Source organism: Acetitomaculum ruminis DSM 5522, from assembly GCF_900112085.1.
Taxonomy (GTDB): domain Bacteria; phylum Bacillota; class Clostridia; order Lachnospirales; family Lachnospiraceae; genus Acetitomaculum; species Acetitomaculum ruminis.
Genome location: NZ_FOJY01000003.1, coordinates 117,441 through 132,850, shown reverse-complemented (window position 1 = coordinate 132,850; position 15,410 = coordinate 117,441). Strand labels below are relative to the sequence as shown.

Genomic DNA, 15,410 nt, shown 5'->3' with positions numbered 1-15,410 from the left:
AAAAAAACTATTAGAAAACAATAAAAATGACGAAATACAAGGCGTATTGTTGTAGGAATTTTAAAAACAGTGCAGACTGCTAAGTACGGGAGAAGAGTTTATATGTATATTGTAAGCTATAGTGTATGTGGATTTATAATATATTTGGTGGCACTGTTTTGCACCATTGTCAAGAAGAAACTTGATAAGGTACAAAACAGAGTATTTGCTGCAAACCTGGCGATAGGTGTAAGTGACACCTTCTTTAATACCATGTCTGCCAATGTATTAAACTGGACGGATAAAAGTTTCCCCACTGCGCTGGCAGGCTTTTTCCATACAGGTTATTATGCCAGTCATGCAATGATGGAACTGGGATTTATCATATATGTTTTAATATGCTCCGGTTTAACATACAGGGATAACAAAAAAACCTATATCAGCTGCTTTGTTCCATGGATAATAACGGAAATCATTGTACTTTCAAATCCCGTGACTAACTTTATGTATTCCCTTGGAAAAGATGGCAGCTTCGATCGTGGAATGGGAGTTTATCTTCTTTATATTATTGCCATTTATTATTTTATTCTTTGTAATGTATATGTATTTAAATACAAGACAGCTCTTGGTGGAAAATTCAAAATGATAGTATTTTTCATCTTTTTTTCAGCTTTTGGTGCTGTGATACAGCTGGTATGGCCTAAATATCTTTTAGAGTTGTTTTTTGAATCATTGGCTTATGTAGGAGTGCTTCTTACCATAGAAAATGAAGATGAAGAAATTCATCCTATTACAAAGTGTTATAACAAAACCTCCTTTGTAAAAGATATGAATAAATATCTTGATAATAATATTAAATATTGCCTTGTGGAATTAGACCTGGAAAATATAGATTATTTATCAGCTACATTAGGTATTGATAAAATGAACAGGATACAAAGAGAAATAGCAGACTGGTTTAATTCCTTTGATAAAAGATTATCTGTATATGATTGTGATGAAGGGCGTTTCATAATAGCCGGATACGGACAGGATAAAGAAGAAAAAATCCTTGAAGTAAGGGACAAAATAAAAGAAGTCTTTAGTGAAGGATGGAAAAGTAATGATTTGCTAATTCCTTTAGAAACACAGCTGGTATTTTTCAGGGTACCGGAGGATATGGATTCCATTGAAGGTATAATGGCAGTTTTAGACAGAAGAAAAGACATTGTTCACGAAAGATTTCATGAAGTAAAGGACAAAGAGTTAAAAAGCATAAACAGGAAGTTTCTCGTGGAAAAGGCCATGGAGAAAGCCATAAACAATCATTCTTTTCAAGTATATTATCAGCCCATTTATAATGTTAAAAAAGACTGCTATGACTGTGCAGAGGCATTAACAAGGCTTTTCGATGACGAATTGGGACTTATTGTTCCGGATGAATTTATTCCTATTGCGGAAAAATCCGGCATGATATTTGAAATGGGAGAACAGATTTTCAGACAGGTGTGCCGTGACATGACAGAAAAAAGGTTTTTATCTTTAGGCATAGAATACATAGTGGTTAATTTATCTCCTGTACAATGCATGAAACCCACCCTGGTGCGAAATTACAAAAAGGTAATTAACGAATATGGCATGGATCCCATGTGCATTAATTTTGAAATTAATGAGTCTGCCATGAACAGTCTTGATAAAAAATTTTTAGAAGCAATGGGTGAATTTAAGAAAATGGGATTTAGATTTTCCATTGATGATTATGGAATGAGTCTGGTTAATCTTGAATATCTTTATACGATAGATTTTGATATAATAAAATTGGATAAGAGGTTGCTTTGGAGAAAAGACGACAACATTGTTGCCAATAATATTCTGGAAGGCACGATAGAATTTTTTAAAAAAATCGGAAAGAAAATTCTGATAAAAGGTGTAGAAACAGAAAGCCAAAAGGAATATCTTGTGGAAAAAGGATGTGATTTTATACAGGGATTCCTGTGTTCTAAGCCTCTTACCTGCAGAAATTTTGTGGATTTTTGCGAAAATTTTATTAAGCAAAGGAAAAAATAAAAATGAAAGATTTGGCAATTATTTTTGATATGGACGGAACCTTGTGGGATTCCTCCGAAAATGTGGCTTTATCCTGGAATGAAATTATTAAAAAAGAAACAAAGCTTAATTTAAAGCTTACGGCTTTGGATATTCAAAATGTAATGGGAAAAACCATGTTTGATATTGCAGATGCTTTGTTTCCTGCTCTTTCCTTAGAAGAAAGAAGAAAACTTATAGAAGTTTGTGGTATTTATGAAAATGAATATTTAAGAGAGCACGGAGCCGATATTTATGAGGGATTAGAGGAGGTTTTCATTAAACTTTCAAAAAATTATCCTCTTTATATAGTAAGTAACTGTCAATCAGGTTATATTGAAAGCTTTTTGGACCATTACGCTTTTAGAAAATATATAAAAGATATACAATGTTTTGGTAATAATAAAAAATTGAAAGCTGATAATATTAAACTTATCATGGAAAAAAATTCTATAAAAGATGCCTGCTATGTAGGAGATACCCAGACTGACTATGATTCGGCAATGGAAGCGGGGATAGATTTCATATATGCCGCTTATGGTTTTGGAAAAATAAATACAAAAGTTAAAACCATTAATTCCATCAAAGAATTGCCTGAACTTCTTGAAAAAATGTAAGTCAGTGCTTGAAGATATATTCTAAAAATTTTAAAATATTATTAGAGATTTTTTGATTGGGAGAAGAAAATGGCAGAATTTATTGAAAAGATGTTGAATTTTATTGATGAGAGCAAGTCGGCTTATCATGGAATTGAAAATATAAAAAACAGACTTGAATCTGAAGGCTTTCAAGGACTTTTGGAAAGTGAAAAATGGAATCTTGAAGAAGAGGGGAAATATTATGTTGAAAGAAACGGTTCCTCCATTATTGCCTTCAAAATTCCAAAGAAAAGCTTTTCGGGCTTTTCAATCGTGGCGTCCCATTCTGATTCACCGGGACTTAAGTTAAAATCAAACCCGGTTTTAGGGGTTGATGATAAATATCTTAGATTAAATATAGAAAAGTATGGCGGACTTATAATGTCTAGCTGGTTTGACAGACCCCTTTCCATTGCCGGAAGAGTTCTTCTTAAGGATGAAAAGGGATTTAGAGTTAAAAATGTGGACGTTGACAGGGATCTTTTGATTCTTCCTAATCTTGCCATACACATGAACAGGGATATAAATTCAGGTTATTCATATAATGTTCAAAAAGATCTTTTACCTCTTTTAGGGGATTATGAAGATAAAAAAGAGGGGATAATGGATATTATCTCAAGAGAATGTAATATTGATTCAGATTCGATTCTTTCAGGTGATCTTTTCGTTTATAACAGAGACAAGGGAAGAATCATTGGCAGAGAAAATGAATATTTTTGTTCGCCAAGAATTGATAATCTGGAGTGTGCCTATACTACCTTGATGGGATTTATTGAAGAAGACGATATAAAAAGTGTGGCTCTTTATTGTGTTTTTGACAATGAAGAAATCGGTAGCGGTACAAAACAGGGAGCGGCATCCACATTTTTATATGATACCTTAAGACGAATAAGTCATGGATTTTATAAGGATGAAGATGATTATTACCGGCTTATTGCATCGAGTTTTATGTTATCTGCGGATAATGCTCATGCCTGTCATCCAAATTATCCGGAAAAAGCAGATATTGCGGAAAAAACCTATATGAATAAGGGGCCGGTATTAAAATACAATGCCGAGGCGAAATACACTACAGATGCAATAGCAGCAGGATTTTTTAAATATATCTGCAAGGAAGCAGGGATACCTTATCAGGAGTATCATAACAGATCAGACATCCCGGGAGGTTCCACATTAGGACATATTTCTAATGAAAAAGTTTCCTTAAATACGGCAGATATAGGCCTGGCACAGCTTGCTATGCATTCCGCCAATGAAACGGCAGGATGTAAGGACGCCCTTTATATGACCAAACTGGTCAGAGGTTTTTATGCTTTCGGAATTAAAGAAAGCGGCCTGCAAAGCTATACGCTACTATAAGGGAAGTGCGTTTGGACAAAAGGAGTATGAGTTATGAAATTGAAAGAGCTGATAGATGTAATGGATGAAGACCAGGAAATTCTTATATTTTCAGGTTATGTGGTAAAGTTTGTTGGCATGGTAAAAGAATTTCATATGAAAACAATTTTTGGGGATACTGTAAAAAAACTGGAAAAAAATGGTGAAGCAATCACTATAAAATTAAATAACATTTAGGCAATGGAGGAACAGAGTGTGTTATTTGGGAGAAAAAAAAGCGAGGAGTATATTGAAAAATTAGAAATTACAAATAATCTTGTTAAAGCAGCAAGCGAAAGCTTTGAAGAAGTAATTGCCATTAATGAGGAACATTTGGAACAGTTAAGACAGGGTTATGAAAAAGTTGAAAAAATTCACGAGGAAAACAAAAAAGATCTTGAGTATTTAAATGCTTCCACAAGCCAGATGGAGGAAAAATCTCTGGATTTTGAAGATTTTTTAAGGAGAACTTATAAGAGTGCTTTGGAAGTAAGAGATGACTTTAATGTTTACTCGGAAGGTTCAAAACAAAAAGAAAAGAATGCCAAAAACATTATTTATGCATCAGAAAAAATTTCCAAGGAGCGAGTAGATATTAAATCAGGTCTTTCGGAGATTGACAGATGTTGCGATACCATGAAGGAGCTTTCTTCAAAAACCAGCGTCCTATCTTTACAGGCTGCCATTGAAGGAAGTAAACTGAAAGAATCTTCGGAATTTGTAGCCACAGCAACTGAAATTAAAAACATTGCTGTTCAGTACAGCAGCATAATAAACGATATTAAATTAAAGGTAGATAATATAAAAAGAAATCTTGAAAATATTGAAGAACGCTCCGGTGGAATAAAAAATTTCGCCAATGACAGCATTAAACTTGAAAGTAATGAGGCTGATGAAATTTCAAGAATAAAGGCTGGAGCAGATGCGAATATTGATAATATTGTAAAGGTGTCAGCCGATTACGAAAAAATAGACAAGGAAATTAAAAATCTTTCAAAAATATCTACTGAGACCGCCAACAGAGGAAATGATTTACTCCTTGGCGCACAGGATATTGATAGTGCATTACAGGGATTGGAACAGGATTGTCTTAATTACAAATCAAAAGTTGAATTTTTAAATACCCAACCCTGAGTTTGGTGTAAAAAGCACGAAACATTAACGATTTAGGAAATATATATTTGTCAGTTTATACATTGTGTACGAACGGGAAAAAGATTATATTAGATACATACAAAAGATTGATGTTGTCAGAGTAGTGGGAACTTTGGTAACCGGAAATCTTTGTCTCGGGGTAATTTTTATGTATGAATTGGGGGACCGATATGAGGGGTCGTGTCGGAATAATTCATATTGAACGCAAGGTTCAGTGGAGAGATAAGTGGATCGTTAATGCAAAATGCATGAATGGTCTGCTTTTTTCTTTGTTAAAAAAGCAGGATAGAATAATAAAACAAAATGAGAAGTGACACAGGCAACACAAGGAGGACGTAATGCTTGAGGAATTATTTGCAAAAATAGAGGATCCTAAACCCTATCTGGAAAGAATAGGTATAGATCCCAAAAGAATAATCAAGCCGGACAAGGAAACTTTAGACGAGCTTATTTATGCTCATCAATGTAGTGTTCCGTTTGAAAACCTTAACTCCTGGAAATTTAAGCAACCGGTGAGTCTTTATACAGATGCCTTACTAGAAAAAATTTTAGGAGAAGGCCGTGGAGGATATTGTTTTGAATTAAACGGAATATTTAATAAACTTTTGCAAAGTCTTGGATATGTTAGTTTCTGTGTCTATGTAAGAGTCGGTTATAATCCCACAGATCCAAGACCTGTATCCCACAGGGGAATATTTGTAAATATCGATGAGGAATTTTATTATGTGGATGTGGGCTTTGGAGGCCCTATGCCGGCAGGTGCGGTACACCTTGTTGAAAATGAAAGACAGGAATTTAAAGGGGAATATTTCTGGTTTGAAAAACTAAACCAGGTTGAATGGATTCTTTGGAGAGAAAATAATGAAGGAAAATTTGAAGCGAATTTAGTTGTATCCACCATTGCAAGGGATGAGCTTGATTTTTTGTCTTTAAATCTTGTTATGTCCACGGGTAAAGATTCCTTATTTACCAAGGTGCCGTATATTAGCATCAGGACAAAGGAAGGGCATAATTCCATTAAGGAAGGCAATAAGCTGATTATCGAAAAAAACTCTGTTATTGAGGAAAAAATTCTGGAAAATGATGACGAATTGTTCGATGCCCTTGAAAAATATTTCGGAATTAAGAAAATCCTAAGGAAAAAGTATTTATAAATAAAAAAAATAATTTTAAAATATATACAAATGATAATTCATTTGTATGGAAATGTTGTGCGGATTTTGTTCATGCAGATGATGAAATCCGCTATTGTTATGTAAAAAAAACACGGGTTATAGAAAGGAAGAAAAGGTATGGCAGAAACAATTTTAGTATGTGATGATGACAAAGAGATAGTTGAGGCAATTGACATTTATTTAAGTCAGGAGGGTTTTAATATTATTAAAGCCTATGACGGCATTGAGGCTTTGAATATGTTAGAAGAGCATGGAAACGAAATCTCTCTTTTAATAATAGATGTAATGATGCCAAAATTAGACGGGATACATACGATTTTAAAGGTTAGGGAGGAAAAGACACTTCCTATTATAATTATTTCAGCTAAAACAGAAGATACTGACAAGATTTTAGGATTAAATGTAGGAGCTGATGATTATCTTTCCAAGCCTTTTAATCCATTGGAATTAATAGCTAGGGTAAAATCCCAGATTAGAAGATATACAAAACTTGGAAATGCAGTAGAAAACTCCGGCCCACGAATTTACAGAAATGGCGGCTTAGAGATAAATGATGACCAGAAACAGGTTATTGTGGATGGTGAGGTAATAAAAGTAACCCCTATAGAATATAATATTCTTCTTTTACTTATGAAAAATCCGGGAAGAGTATATTCCATTGACCAGATTTATGAGAATATCTGGAACGAGGAAGCGGTAGGGGCTGATAATACCGTGGCTGTTCATATCAGACACATTAGAGAAAAAATTGAGATTGACCCGAAAGACCCTCGCTACTTAAAGGTAGTATGGGGCGTTGGTTATAAGATAGATAAAATGTAATTAGGAGTGGAGAGTATAGATGTCTTCTTTAAAAACTTATTCTTCAGAGAAAAAATTTATTGCAATCTGCTTTCAGGTGGTGGCTACCGTAGCAATATTTGTAAGTCTTTATATAATTTTGTCCTGCTTTGACAGGAAGCTTTTATCAGATGACATATTAAATGATGTAGACTATACCGAAACAGATTATTTTGAGGCAGATATAAAGGAACAGATTTCTGATCTTTTGGAGTATCTGCAATATTGCAGGGATTTTGAAACCAACGGTATTTACGATGTTTCAAAGCTTGTGGACTTAGAAAATTATATAGAAGATAATGTTATTACGGGAATCGAAACCAAAAGTGTAGGTTATACAATCAGCGATTTGCTGGAGTGGTCAAATAAATCTATTAGTTATAATACCTATTACTATAATCTGGAAGAGACGGATGCCGATACGGGACTTCCTCGTTTGTATTCTTCTGAGGAAATGTCAACTATGTCTGATGATGCCTGGGATACCTATGTCGATTCAATTGAGCTGATTGAAGATGAATATTATCCAGTTGAGGGTATGGGACTTATTGATTTGTATAACTCAGGTTATTTTAAATCAGTAGATGAATTGGTGAACATTACAAATTATCTTGTAAGGTCTATTAGAGCCTTGCCGCAGGATATAAATTTTTACAAAGAAAGAAAAACGGCCTACAAAGAAGAAAATAGCAATCTGGTTTATTACATTAAAAACAATATAACCGGTGTTCTTTATACCAACATGGACAATGCCACTGAACCGGAAAAGCAGATTTCGGCAATGGGAAAATATGTCTGCATAGATTCAAAAAATGTTTCATTTACCGGAAATTTAAATGATATAGAAAAAGACCTTTATTCCAAATTTGATAATGCTGAATTTTTATCAGGTTATGATTATACGATTTATATCGGAATAGATACGGCCTTGTTAAAACAGGATGCACTTTATGAAGCAAAACAGGAATATACATTTTTAAAACCTGCCTTTTTAACCTGCGTAATTATTTTAATTATCAGTGTAGTTATTGAATTTTCTACAATGGGATATATTATTCTTACAGCCGGTTATAAGGATTCTAACAAAGTTCCTTATACAAAAAGCTTTGACCATTTAACAACGGAAATAAGTGCCGGACTGATTATTACAGGTGCCCTGATTGTTGTATATTTTGCTTTTAAATTAGTGGAAAATATTAGATTACAGGAGTCCTCAAATGTTGTTTCCGTTCTGGCTATAATAGTAATTTCAGTAGCAGTGTTTATTATAGACCTTCTTTTTGTAGTAGGAATAATGAGTCTTATCAGAAGATATAGAAGTCATATATTGTGGAAAAACAGTATCTGTTATAGACTGACGATAATTTTTAGAAAAACGGCAGAAAGAGTGGCTATAAATGTGAGAACCATGGTATCTTACATATTATTTGTGCTGGTGGGAATATTTTTGGCAGTCCAGGTAGCCACAGAGTATGATTTGATAGCAGTGGTTTTAATGGTGATTTTATATGTATATGTGGGTATAGGATTACTAAGAGTTGCCATTCAAAAGCAGGAAATCATAGATGGTCTTAAAAAAATTAAAGACGGTGATATTAATTTTAAGATAAACAATGAAAATATGAACATTGATAATACGGAAATCTGTAACCTGATAAATGGAATCGGTGAAGGTTTTGCGGCAGCAGTAGAAGACAGCGTAAAAAATGAACGATTAAAAAGTGAGCTTATTACTAATGTTTCTCATGATATTAAAACACCCCTTACTTCCATTATCAATTATGTAAATCTGCTTAAAAGAGAGAATATAGAAGATGAAAAAATAAAGGGTTATATTGATGTTCTAGACAAGAAATCTATGAGATTAAAACATTTAACAGATGATTTGGTAGAAGCATCAAAAATCAGCGCGGGAAAAATTGATATAAACATTGCAAAGCTTGATTTTAGGGAATTTATCAATCAAACAGCTGGAGAATTTTCAGAGCGATTTGAAGAAAAAAAATTAAGTCTTGTTATGAATCTTATTGAAGGCCCTGTATATATCATGGCTGATGGAAGAAGGCTTTGGAGAGTTATAGAAAACCTATATAACAACATTGCAAAATATGCTTTGGAAAATACCAGAGTTTATGCGGATTTAATTGTGGATGATGACGGATATGCCAGATTTTCCATAAAAAACATTTCAAGCCAGCAGTTAAATATCAAAGCAGATGAACTTACGGAACGCTTCATTAGAGGCGATGTATCAAGAGGAAGCGAAGGAAGCGGTCTTGGCCTTTCCATAGCAAAAAACCTTACAAAACTTCAGGATGGAGAATTTGAGATATACTTAGACGGGGATTTGTTTAAAGCAACTGTAGGTTTTAAAGAAGTAAAAGAAGAGAAAAAGCCTGTAGAAATTCCTGATACAAAAGAAGTTACCGATACAAAAGAAAATCCGGATGAAAACTTAAAAGAAGAGGATTTTCAGGATGAATTTAAGAAAGAATCCAAAATCAAAAGGAAACTTAAATTATGCATAAAAAAACAAGTATAATTATTTCAGGAATTATTGCATAAAAAAACATTAAGCTTTATAATAATAAAAAATTGCTGAATGTTTAACTGTACTATATAGACAATAGTACATTTGTGCTAAGGAGGAAATGTTTTGATTAAATTATACGATGGTGGTGTATATTTATTAAATGGTAGTGAGTTAGTGGTAGATGATAATCAGGCCTTTGCCGCTATTAAGCAAAAGACGGGAAAAGAAATAGATAAGTCTGAAGCCAAAAAAGGAACTATTGCCTATGGGATATTAAAGTCCCATAATACTTCCGATAATATGGAAAAGCTTCAGATAAAATTTGATAAACTTACTTCTCATGATATTACATATGTGGGAATTATTCAGACAGCCAGAGCATCAGGTTTAGAGAAATTCCCTATACCTTATGTTCTTACAAATTGTCACAACAGTCTTTGTGCAGTAGGGGGAACAATAAATGAAGATGATCATGTATTTGGACTTTCCTGTGCAAAACGCTACGGTGGAATATATGTACCACCGCATCAGGCTGTTATCCATCAGTTTGCCAGAGAAATGCTTGCCGGTGGAGGAAAGATGATTTTAGGTTCAGACTCTCATACCAGATATGGTGCTTTAGGATGCATGGCAATGGGAGAAGGCGGTCCTGAACTTGTTAAACAGCTTCTTTCCCAGACCTATGATATAAATATGCCAAAGGTTATTGGAATATATCTTAAAGGAGAACTTAGAAAGGGAGTCGGAGCCCAGGATGTGGCTTTGGCAATTATTGGAAAAGTATTTGCAAACGGCTATGTAAACAATAAGGTAATGGAGTTTGTAGGGCCGGGAGTAGCATCTTTAAGTGCTGATACAAGAATCGGTATTGATGTAATGACCACAGAGACAACCTGCCTTTCATCAATCTGGAAAACAGATGAAAAGATTAAAGAATTCTACGAAATACACAAACGAGAAGAAGACTATAAAGAGCTTAATCCTGCCGATATTACATATTATGACGGAATGGTAGAAATCGACCTTAGTGAGATTTCACCTATGATTGCAATGCCTTTTCATCCTTCAAATACCTATACCATAGACGAGGTAAATGCCAATGCTTATGATATTTTAAAGGATTGCGAAGAAAAGGCAAAGATAAGCTTTGGAGAAAATATTGATTTCTCCCTTACAGATAAAATAAGAGACGGTAAAGTCTATGTTGAGCAGGGAATCATTGCCGGCTGTGCCGGAGGTGGCTATGAAAACATTTGTGATGCGGCAGATATACTTGATGGAGCAGATATTGGAGCTGATGAATTTACCCTTAGTGTATATCCTGCAAGTATGCCAATATATATGGAACTTGTGAAAAACGGGGCAGCAGCCAAGATTATGGCAGCAGGTGGCGTTATGAAAACCGCTTTTTGTGGACCTTGCTTTGGTGCTGGGGATACACCTGCAAATAATGCTTTGTCTATTCGTCATTCCACCAGAAACTTCCCTAACAGAGAAGGTTCCAAGGTTCAAAACGGACAGATAGCATCAGTGGCACTTATGGATGCTCGTTCAATCGCTGCAACAGCTGCAAATAAAGGATTTCTTACCTCAGCTCTTGATATTGATACAAATTTTACAAAGCCAAAATATTTCTTTGACAGTACAATTTACGAAAAGAGAGTATTTGACAGTAAATCAGTTGCTGATAAAAATACTCAGGTTAAATTTGGCCCGAATATAAAAGACTGGCCTGAAATGGTAGCTTTGACAGATAATCTTTTAATCAAGATTGTTTCTGAAATTCATGATCCGGTTACCACAACAGATGAACTTATTCCTTCAGGAGAAACCTCCTCTTATCGTTCAAATCCTTTAGGACTTGCTGAATTTGCCCTTTCCAGAAAGGATCCTTTATATGTAGGCAGGGCAAAAGAGGTTCAAAAGGCAGAAAAAGCCAGAGAAAAAGGAGAAAGTCCTGAAGAAGCTTATGGCGAAATTAAGGAAATTATGGAAAATGTTACAAAATCCTTTAAAGATGCCAACTGGACCAATACCGGTATCGGAAGCAGTATTTTTGCCGTAAAACCAGGGGATGGTTCCGCCAGAGAACAGGCTGCTTCATGCCAGAAAGTATTGGGAGGCTGGGCTAATATTGCCAATGAATATGCCACCAAGAGATACCGTTCAAATCTCATAAACTGGGGAATGCTTCCTTTTGTTATTGAAAAAGGTGATTTACCTTTCAAAAACGGTGATTATATCTTTATACCGTCAGTTAAGGAGTCAATTCAAAAGAAAAACCAGGATATAAAAGCTTATGTTGTAGGAAAAGAGCTTAAAGAATTTTATCTTACTCTGGGAGAACTTACAGATGATGAAAGAGATATTATTCTTAAGGGATGTCTTATTAACTATAATAGAGTATAATTATAAAATAAGATTATTAAGGTATGTTAATCTTTAGCATACCTTTTTTTCTTTCGATAGATATATTGACGGTAAAAACCGGGAGAAATGGAGACTAATTATGGAAGAAAAAAACGAAAACAGAAACTTCTGGAAAATTTGGATTAGGTATGCCCTACTGGCTTTTATGGTCGTGGCAGGAAGTATACTTTTGTTTTTTATGATTTTTCGTATAGATTCTTTAAAATCAGCCATTGGAGGGTTTCTTACAATCTTACAGCCCATAATTATAGGTGTATCATTGGCATATCTGTTAAATCCTGTTATGAACTATTTTGAAGAATTATTTTTGAAATTTTTTCAGCCGAGAATGAAAAAAAATCCGGGAAAATTATGCAGGGCATTATCAATGTTTGTAGTGTATATATTACTTTTTACAGGCTTTTTCATTCTGGGAAATATGATTATTCCTGAGCTTTATAAAAACATTGTAAATCTTGCCAATACTCTTCCGGGGCAGTTGACAGACCTTAGTGATAAAATAATTTCCATGATGAATGAAAATTCAAACCTTAGTAATGTTATAAATACATTACTTGAAAAAGGTACGGATTATTTTAATACCTGGTTAAAAACAGATCTTTTATCTCAGGCAAATAAAATGATGTCCTCAGTGACCATAGGTGTAATTGGGGTTTTCAAGTTATTGTTAAATGTATTTATCGGACTTATTATTTCCATATATCTGCTTATGGGAAAAGAGACCTTTGTAGGCCAGCTTAAAAAGGCAACCTATGCAGTCTTACCGGCAAAGAAAGCCAATGTTTTTTTAGAAGTAATGAGAAAAAGCAATGAAATATTTATAGGTTTTCTATCAGGAAAAATCGTTGATTCTATTATTATAGGCATAATCTGCTTTATAGTAATGAGCATAATGAAACTTCCTTATATAGTACTTGTAAGTGTAATAGTGGGAATAACCAACATTATCCCGTTTTTTGGACCTTATATCGGAGCTGTTCCATCAATAATTCTTATTACTTTGGTTAATCCTATACAGGGACTTAGTTTTCTGATAATGATAATAGTTTTACAACAGATAGATGGAAACATAATCGGACCTCACATTTTAGGGGATTCTACTGGGCTTTCTCCATTCTGGATTGTATTTTCCATCTTAGTAGGTGGAGGAATTTTTGGATTTTTGGGAATGCTTTTGGGAGTTCCGGCTTTTGCGGTAATTTATTATCTTATTCAGAGAATATTGGCATATTTTCTCAAGAAAAAGGAGCTTCCCGTTCCTTCCATGGACTATTTAAAAGTGGAATATATTGACGAAGATACAAAAAAAGCAACCTATCTGAAAAAAGAAAATCCGGAAAATGATGAGGCTTTAAAAGATAAAAAAGAATAAATATCAATAATAAAAAGAGCTGCTAAATGAGGAATTTCCTGACCAAATCTTGCCAGGGAACACTTCAAATGGCGGCTCTTTTTGGGGATTGCTATTCGCACTCTTTTGAATCTGATATAAAAGAGCCGATGGCGCTGTAAATATTTGAGAATTTTTTTTCTTCTTTGTAATTGTCACGAATGGAAAGTGTGTTTTCAAATGCACCATTTTCCTGAAAGTGAAGGGCTGAATGTATGTCTTTATCAAGTATCAAAAACTTATCGGTCATGGAAGAAATGGCTTTAATAGCTGGTTCATAGCCTTTGTCCCTTGAAATTATGATGTAATATTCATAATTATCTCTTCCAATGTAATAGCCCATGTAAGTAGATATTACGAAATCGATGGCATTTTTTCTGGTGATATTATTTATATATATATCAACCTTCACTGCGGAATTGTATATACGGTCGGCATCCTCTAAGGAAAGCTTTGGAGATTTTTGTCCTGAAAAAATAATAACATAATCGTCAGAGCTAAGCTCATCTATTCCGCTTAAACCTGCTAATCCTACATTTTCAAAATCAATAAAAAAAATCTTCCCCATTACTGCCTCCTTGTAAAACTCTTAACTCATACGAGAAAACTGTTCAACAGCTTTTGTGAAATTTGCAATGGTTTTATCGGCATCCCCGTGCTCGATACCATCCTTCACACAGTGATGAATGTGCCCTTCTAAAACAATTTGACCAACCTTATGCGTAGCTTTTTTTACGGCATTTATTTGAATCAATATTTCTTCACAGGGAACATCTTCATCTATCATTCTGTCAATAGCGTTTAACTGTCCCTTAATTTTATTTAATCTTCGATGAAGATTTTCGCTATCCATACATTGACGCATTTACGTAATCCTCCATATAGTAAATCAAAAGCGCAAAAAACACTTATTCTATAATATTATATGATAAAACAAAAGATTTAGCAAGATTGAATAATATATTAAGAATAATTATTTATTATGTCAATTTAACTTTATAGCAGATATTGATAAACTAAAAGGGCTTGAAATAAAAAAAAGAAGTGTTAGAATGGTTAGTGATAACTAACGACCTTCTTAAGGGGTAAAAAAGCATTTATATATATTTTAAAGGAGTAATAAGAAATGTTTTTAGAGTTAAAAAACATCAAAAAATCTTTTGGTGATGGAGACAGTCATGTGGAGGTTTTAAAGGATATAAGCCTTCAGGTTCAAAAGGGAGAATTTTGTGTTTTGTTAGGACCTTCAGGTTCGGGAAAATCCACCCTTTTAAACATAATTGGCGGGATAGATAATGCAGATTCCGGAGAAATTTCCATAATGGGAGAATCCATGTCGAATCTTAAGGAAAAACAATTGACAAATTACAGAAGAAAACATTTGGGATATGTTTTTCAAATGTATAATCTTATCCCAAATCTTACAGTTAGAGAAAATATAGAAGTTGGGGCATATTTAAGCGATAAGCCCTTAAATGTGGATGAACTTTTAAAGGTTCTTGGACTATATGAGCATCAGGAAAAAATTCCAAATCAGTTGTCAGGAGGACAGCAACAGCGTTGTTCCATTGGAAGAGCAATTGTTAAAAATCCTGATATACTTTTGTGCGACGAGCCAACGGGAGCTTTGGATTACTCCACTTCAAAAGAGATTTTAAAACTCATAGAAACCGTAAATAATACCTACAATAACACCATAGTTATGGTTACCCACAATGATGCCATAAAAAACATGGCAGACAGGGTGGTTTTACTTAGGGATGGAAAAATAAGAAAAAATTATTTGAATGAAGAAAAGATTGCGGCCATGGATCTGGAATGGTAAACAG

General features: G+C 34.1%; 13 protein-coding genes. 11 read left to right on the top strand and 2 right to left on the bottom strand.

The features are described 5' to 3' along the window. Positions 1-102: 102 nt before the first annotated feature. The 10 genes from BM153_RS02870 (at position 103) to BM153_RS02825 (ending at position 13,563) form a co-directional block, all read left to right on the top strand. A complete protein-coding gene (locus tag BM153_RS02870; RefSeq protein WP_092870568.1) occupies positions 103-2,025 on the top strand; it encodes an EAL domain-containing protein in 1,923 nt (640 codons plus the stop codon). 2 nt (positions 2,026-2,027) lie between these two features. Continuing rightward, positions 2,028-2,660: an HAD family hydrolase gene (locus tag BM153_RS02865; RefSeq protein WP_092870566.1), complete on the top strand. Its 633-nt coding sequence runs from the start codon at positions 2,028-2,030 to the stop codon at positions 2,658-2,660. 69 nt (positions 2,661-2,729) lie between these two features. Beyond that, positions 2,730-4,040, top strand: coding sequence for a M18 family aminopeptidase (locus tag BM153_RS02860; RefSeq protein WP_092870564.1), 1,311 nt, complete (start codon positions 2,730-2,732; stop codon positions 4,038-4,040). Positions 4,041-4,073: 33 nt separating this feature from the next. Further along, positions 4,074-4,256, top strand: coding sequence for a hypothetical protein (locus BM153_RS02855; protein WP_092870562.1), 183 nt, complete (start codon positions 4,074-4,076; stop codon positions 4,254-4,256). Positions 4,257-4,274: 18 nt separating this feature from the next. Beyond that, the gene (locus BM153_RS02850; RefSeq protein WP_092870560.1) at positions 4,275-5,192 is read left to right on the top strand and encodes a synaptonemal complex protein 1; all 918 of its coding nucleotides are present in this window, start codon (positions 4,275-4,277) and stop codon (positions 5,190-5,192) included. A 359-nt stretch (positions 5,193-5,551) separates the two neighbouring features. After that, on the top strand, positions 5,552-6,367 hold the full coding sequence (locus tag BM153_RS02845) for an arylamine N-acetyltransferase family protein (protein WP_092870558.1): 816 nt from the start codon (positions 5,552-5,554) through the stop codon (positions 6,365-6,367). 138 nt (positions 6,368-6,505) lie between these two features. Further along, complete coding sequence (locus tag BM153_RS02840) at positions 6,506-7,210, top strand: response regulator transcription factor (RefSeq protein WP_092870556.1); 705 nt, start codon at positions 6,506-6,508, stop codon at positions 7,208-7,210. 19 nt (positions 7,211-7,229) lie between these two features. Continuing rightward, positions 7,230-9,770 (top strand): sensor histidine kinase, encoded by a 2,541-nt coding sequence (locus BM153_RS02835; protein ID WP_092870554.1) that lies wholly within the window; start codon positions 7,230-7,232, stop codon positions 9,768-9,770. Between the two features lie 114 nt (positions 9,771-9,884). Further along, entirely contained in the window at positions 9,885-12,170 is a 2,286-nt protein-coding gene (locus BM153_RS02830) for a hydratase (protein ID WP_177205544.1), read from the top strand. A gap of 100 nt (positions 12,171-12,270) precedes the next feature. After that, a complete protein-coding gene (locus tag BM153_RS02825) occupies positions 12,271-13,563 on the top strand; it encodes an AI-2E family transporter (protein ID WP_092870552.1) in 1,293 nt (430 codons plus the stop codon). A 91-nt stretch (positions 13,564-13,654) separates the two neighbouring features. On the opposite strand, the gene BM153_RS02820 is transcribed toward BM153_RS02825, so the two are convergent. After that, a complete protein-coding gene (locus BM153_RS02820) occupies positions 13,655-14,149 on the bottom strand; it encodes a PIN domain-containing protein (protein WP_092870551.1) in 495 nt (164 codons plus the stop codon). A 21-nt stretch (positions 14,150-14,170) separates the two neighbouring features. Continuing rightward, positions 14,171-14,446, bottom strand: a complete 276-nt coding sequence (locus tag BM153_RS02815) for a metal-sensing transcriptional repressor (protein ID WP_092870549.1) — start codon at positions 14,444-14,446, stop codon at positions 14,171-14,173. 261 nt (positions 14,447-14,707) lie between these two features. Between BM153_RS02815 and BM153_RS02810 the strand changes: the two genes are divergently transcribed. Then, on the top strand, positions 14,708-15,406 hold the full coding sequence (locus BM153_RS02810; protein WP_092870547.1) for an ABC transporter ATP-binding protein: 699 nt from the start codon (positions 14,708-14,710) through the stop codon (positions 15,404-15,406). The last annotated feature ends 4 nt before the right edge of the window (positions 15,407-15,410 follow it).

What these genes read in the sequence shown, in the direction of transcription:
- BM153_RS02855 (WP_092870562.1), top strand. Translation starts at nt 4,074, where the DNA reads ATGAAATTGAAAGAGCTGATAGATGTAATGGATGAAGACCAGGAAATT.
- BM153_RS02865 (WP_092870566.1), top strand. Translation starts at nt 2,028, where the DNA reads ATGAAAGATTTGGCAATTATTTTTGATATGGACGGAACCTTGTGGGAT.
- BM153_RS02860 (WP_092870564.1), top strand. Translation starts at nt 2,730, where the DNA reads ATGGCAGAATTTATTGAAAAGATGTTGAATTTTATTGATGAGAGCAAG.
- BM153_RS02815 (WP_092870549.1), bottom strand. Translation starts at nt 14,446, where the DNA reads ATGCGTCAATGTATGGATAGCGAAAATCTTCATCGAAGATTAAATAAA.
- BM153_RS02840 (WP_092870556.1), top strand. Translation starts at nt 6,506, where the DNA reads ATGGCAGAAACAATTTTAGTATGTGATGATGACAAAGAGATAGTTGAG.
- BM153_RS02820 (WP_092870551.1), bottom strand. Translation starts at nt 14,149, where the DNA reads ATGGGGAAGATTTTTTTTATTGATTTTGAAAATGTAGGATTAGCAGGT.
- BM153_RS02845 (WP_092870558.1), top strand. Translation starts at nt 5,552, where the DNA reads ATGCTTGAGGAATTATTTGCAAAAATAGAGGATCCTAAACCCTATCTG.
- BM153_RS02870 (WP_092870568.1), top strand. Translation starts at nt 103, where the DNA reads ATGTATATTGTAAGCTATAGTGTATGTGGATTTATAATATATTTGGTG.
- BM153_RS02825 (WP_092870552.1), top strand. Translation starts at nt 12,271, where the DNA reads ATGGAAGAAAAAAACGAAAACAGAAACTTCTGGAAAATTTGGATTAGG.
- BM153_RS02835 (WP_092870554.1), top strand. Translation starts at nt 7,230, where the DNA reads ATGTCTTCTTTAAAAACTTATTCTTCAGAGAAAAAATTTATTGCAATC.
- BM153_RS02810 (WP_092870547.1), top strand. Translation starts at nt 14,708, where the DNA reads ATGTTTTTAGAGTTAAAAAACATCAAAAAATCTTTTGGTGATGGAGAC.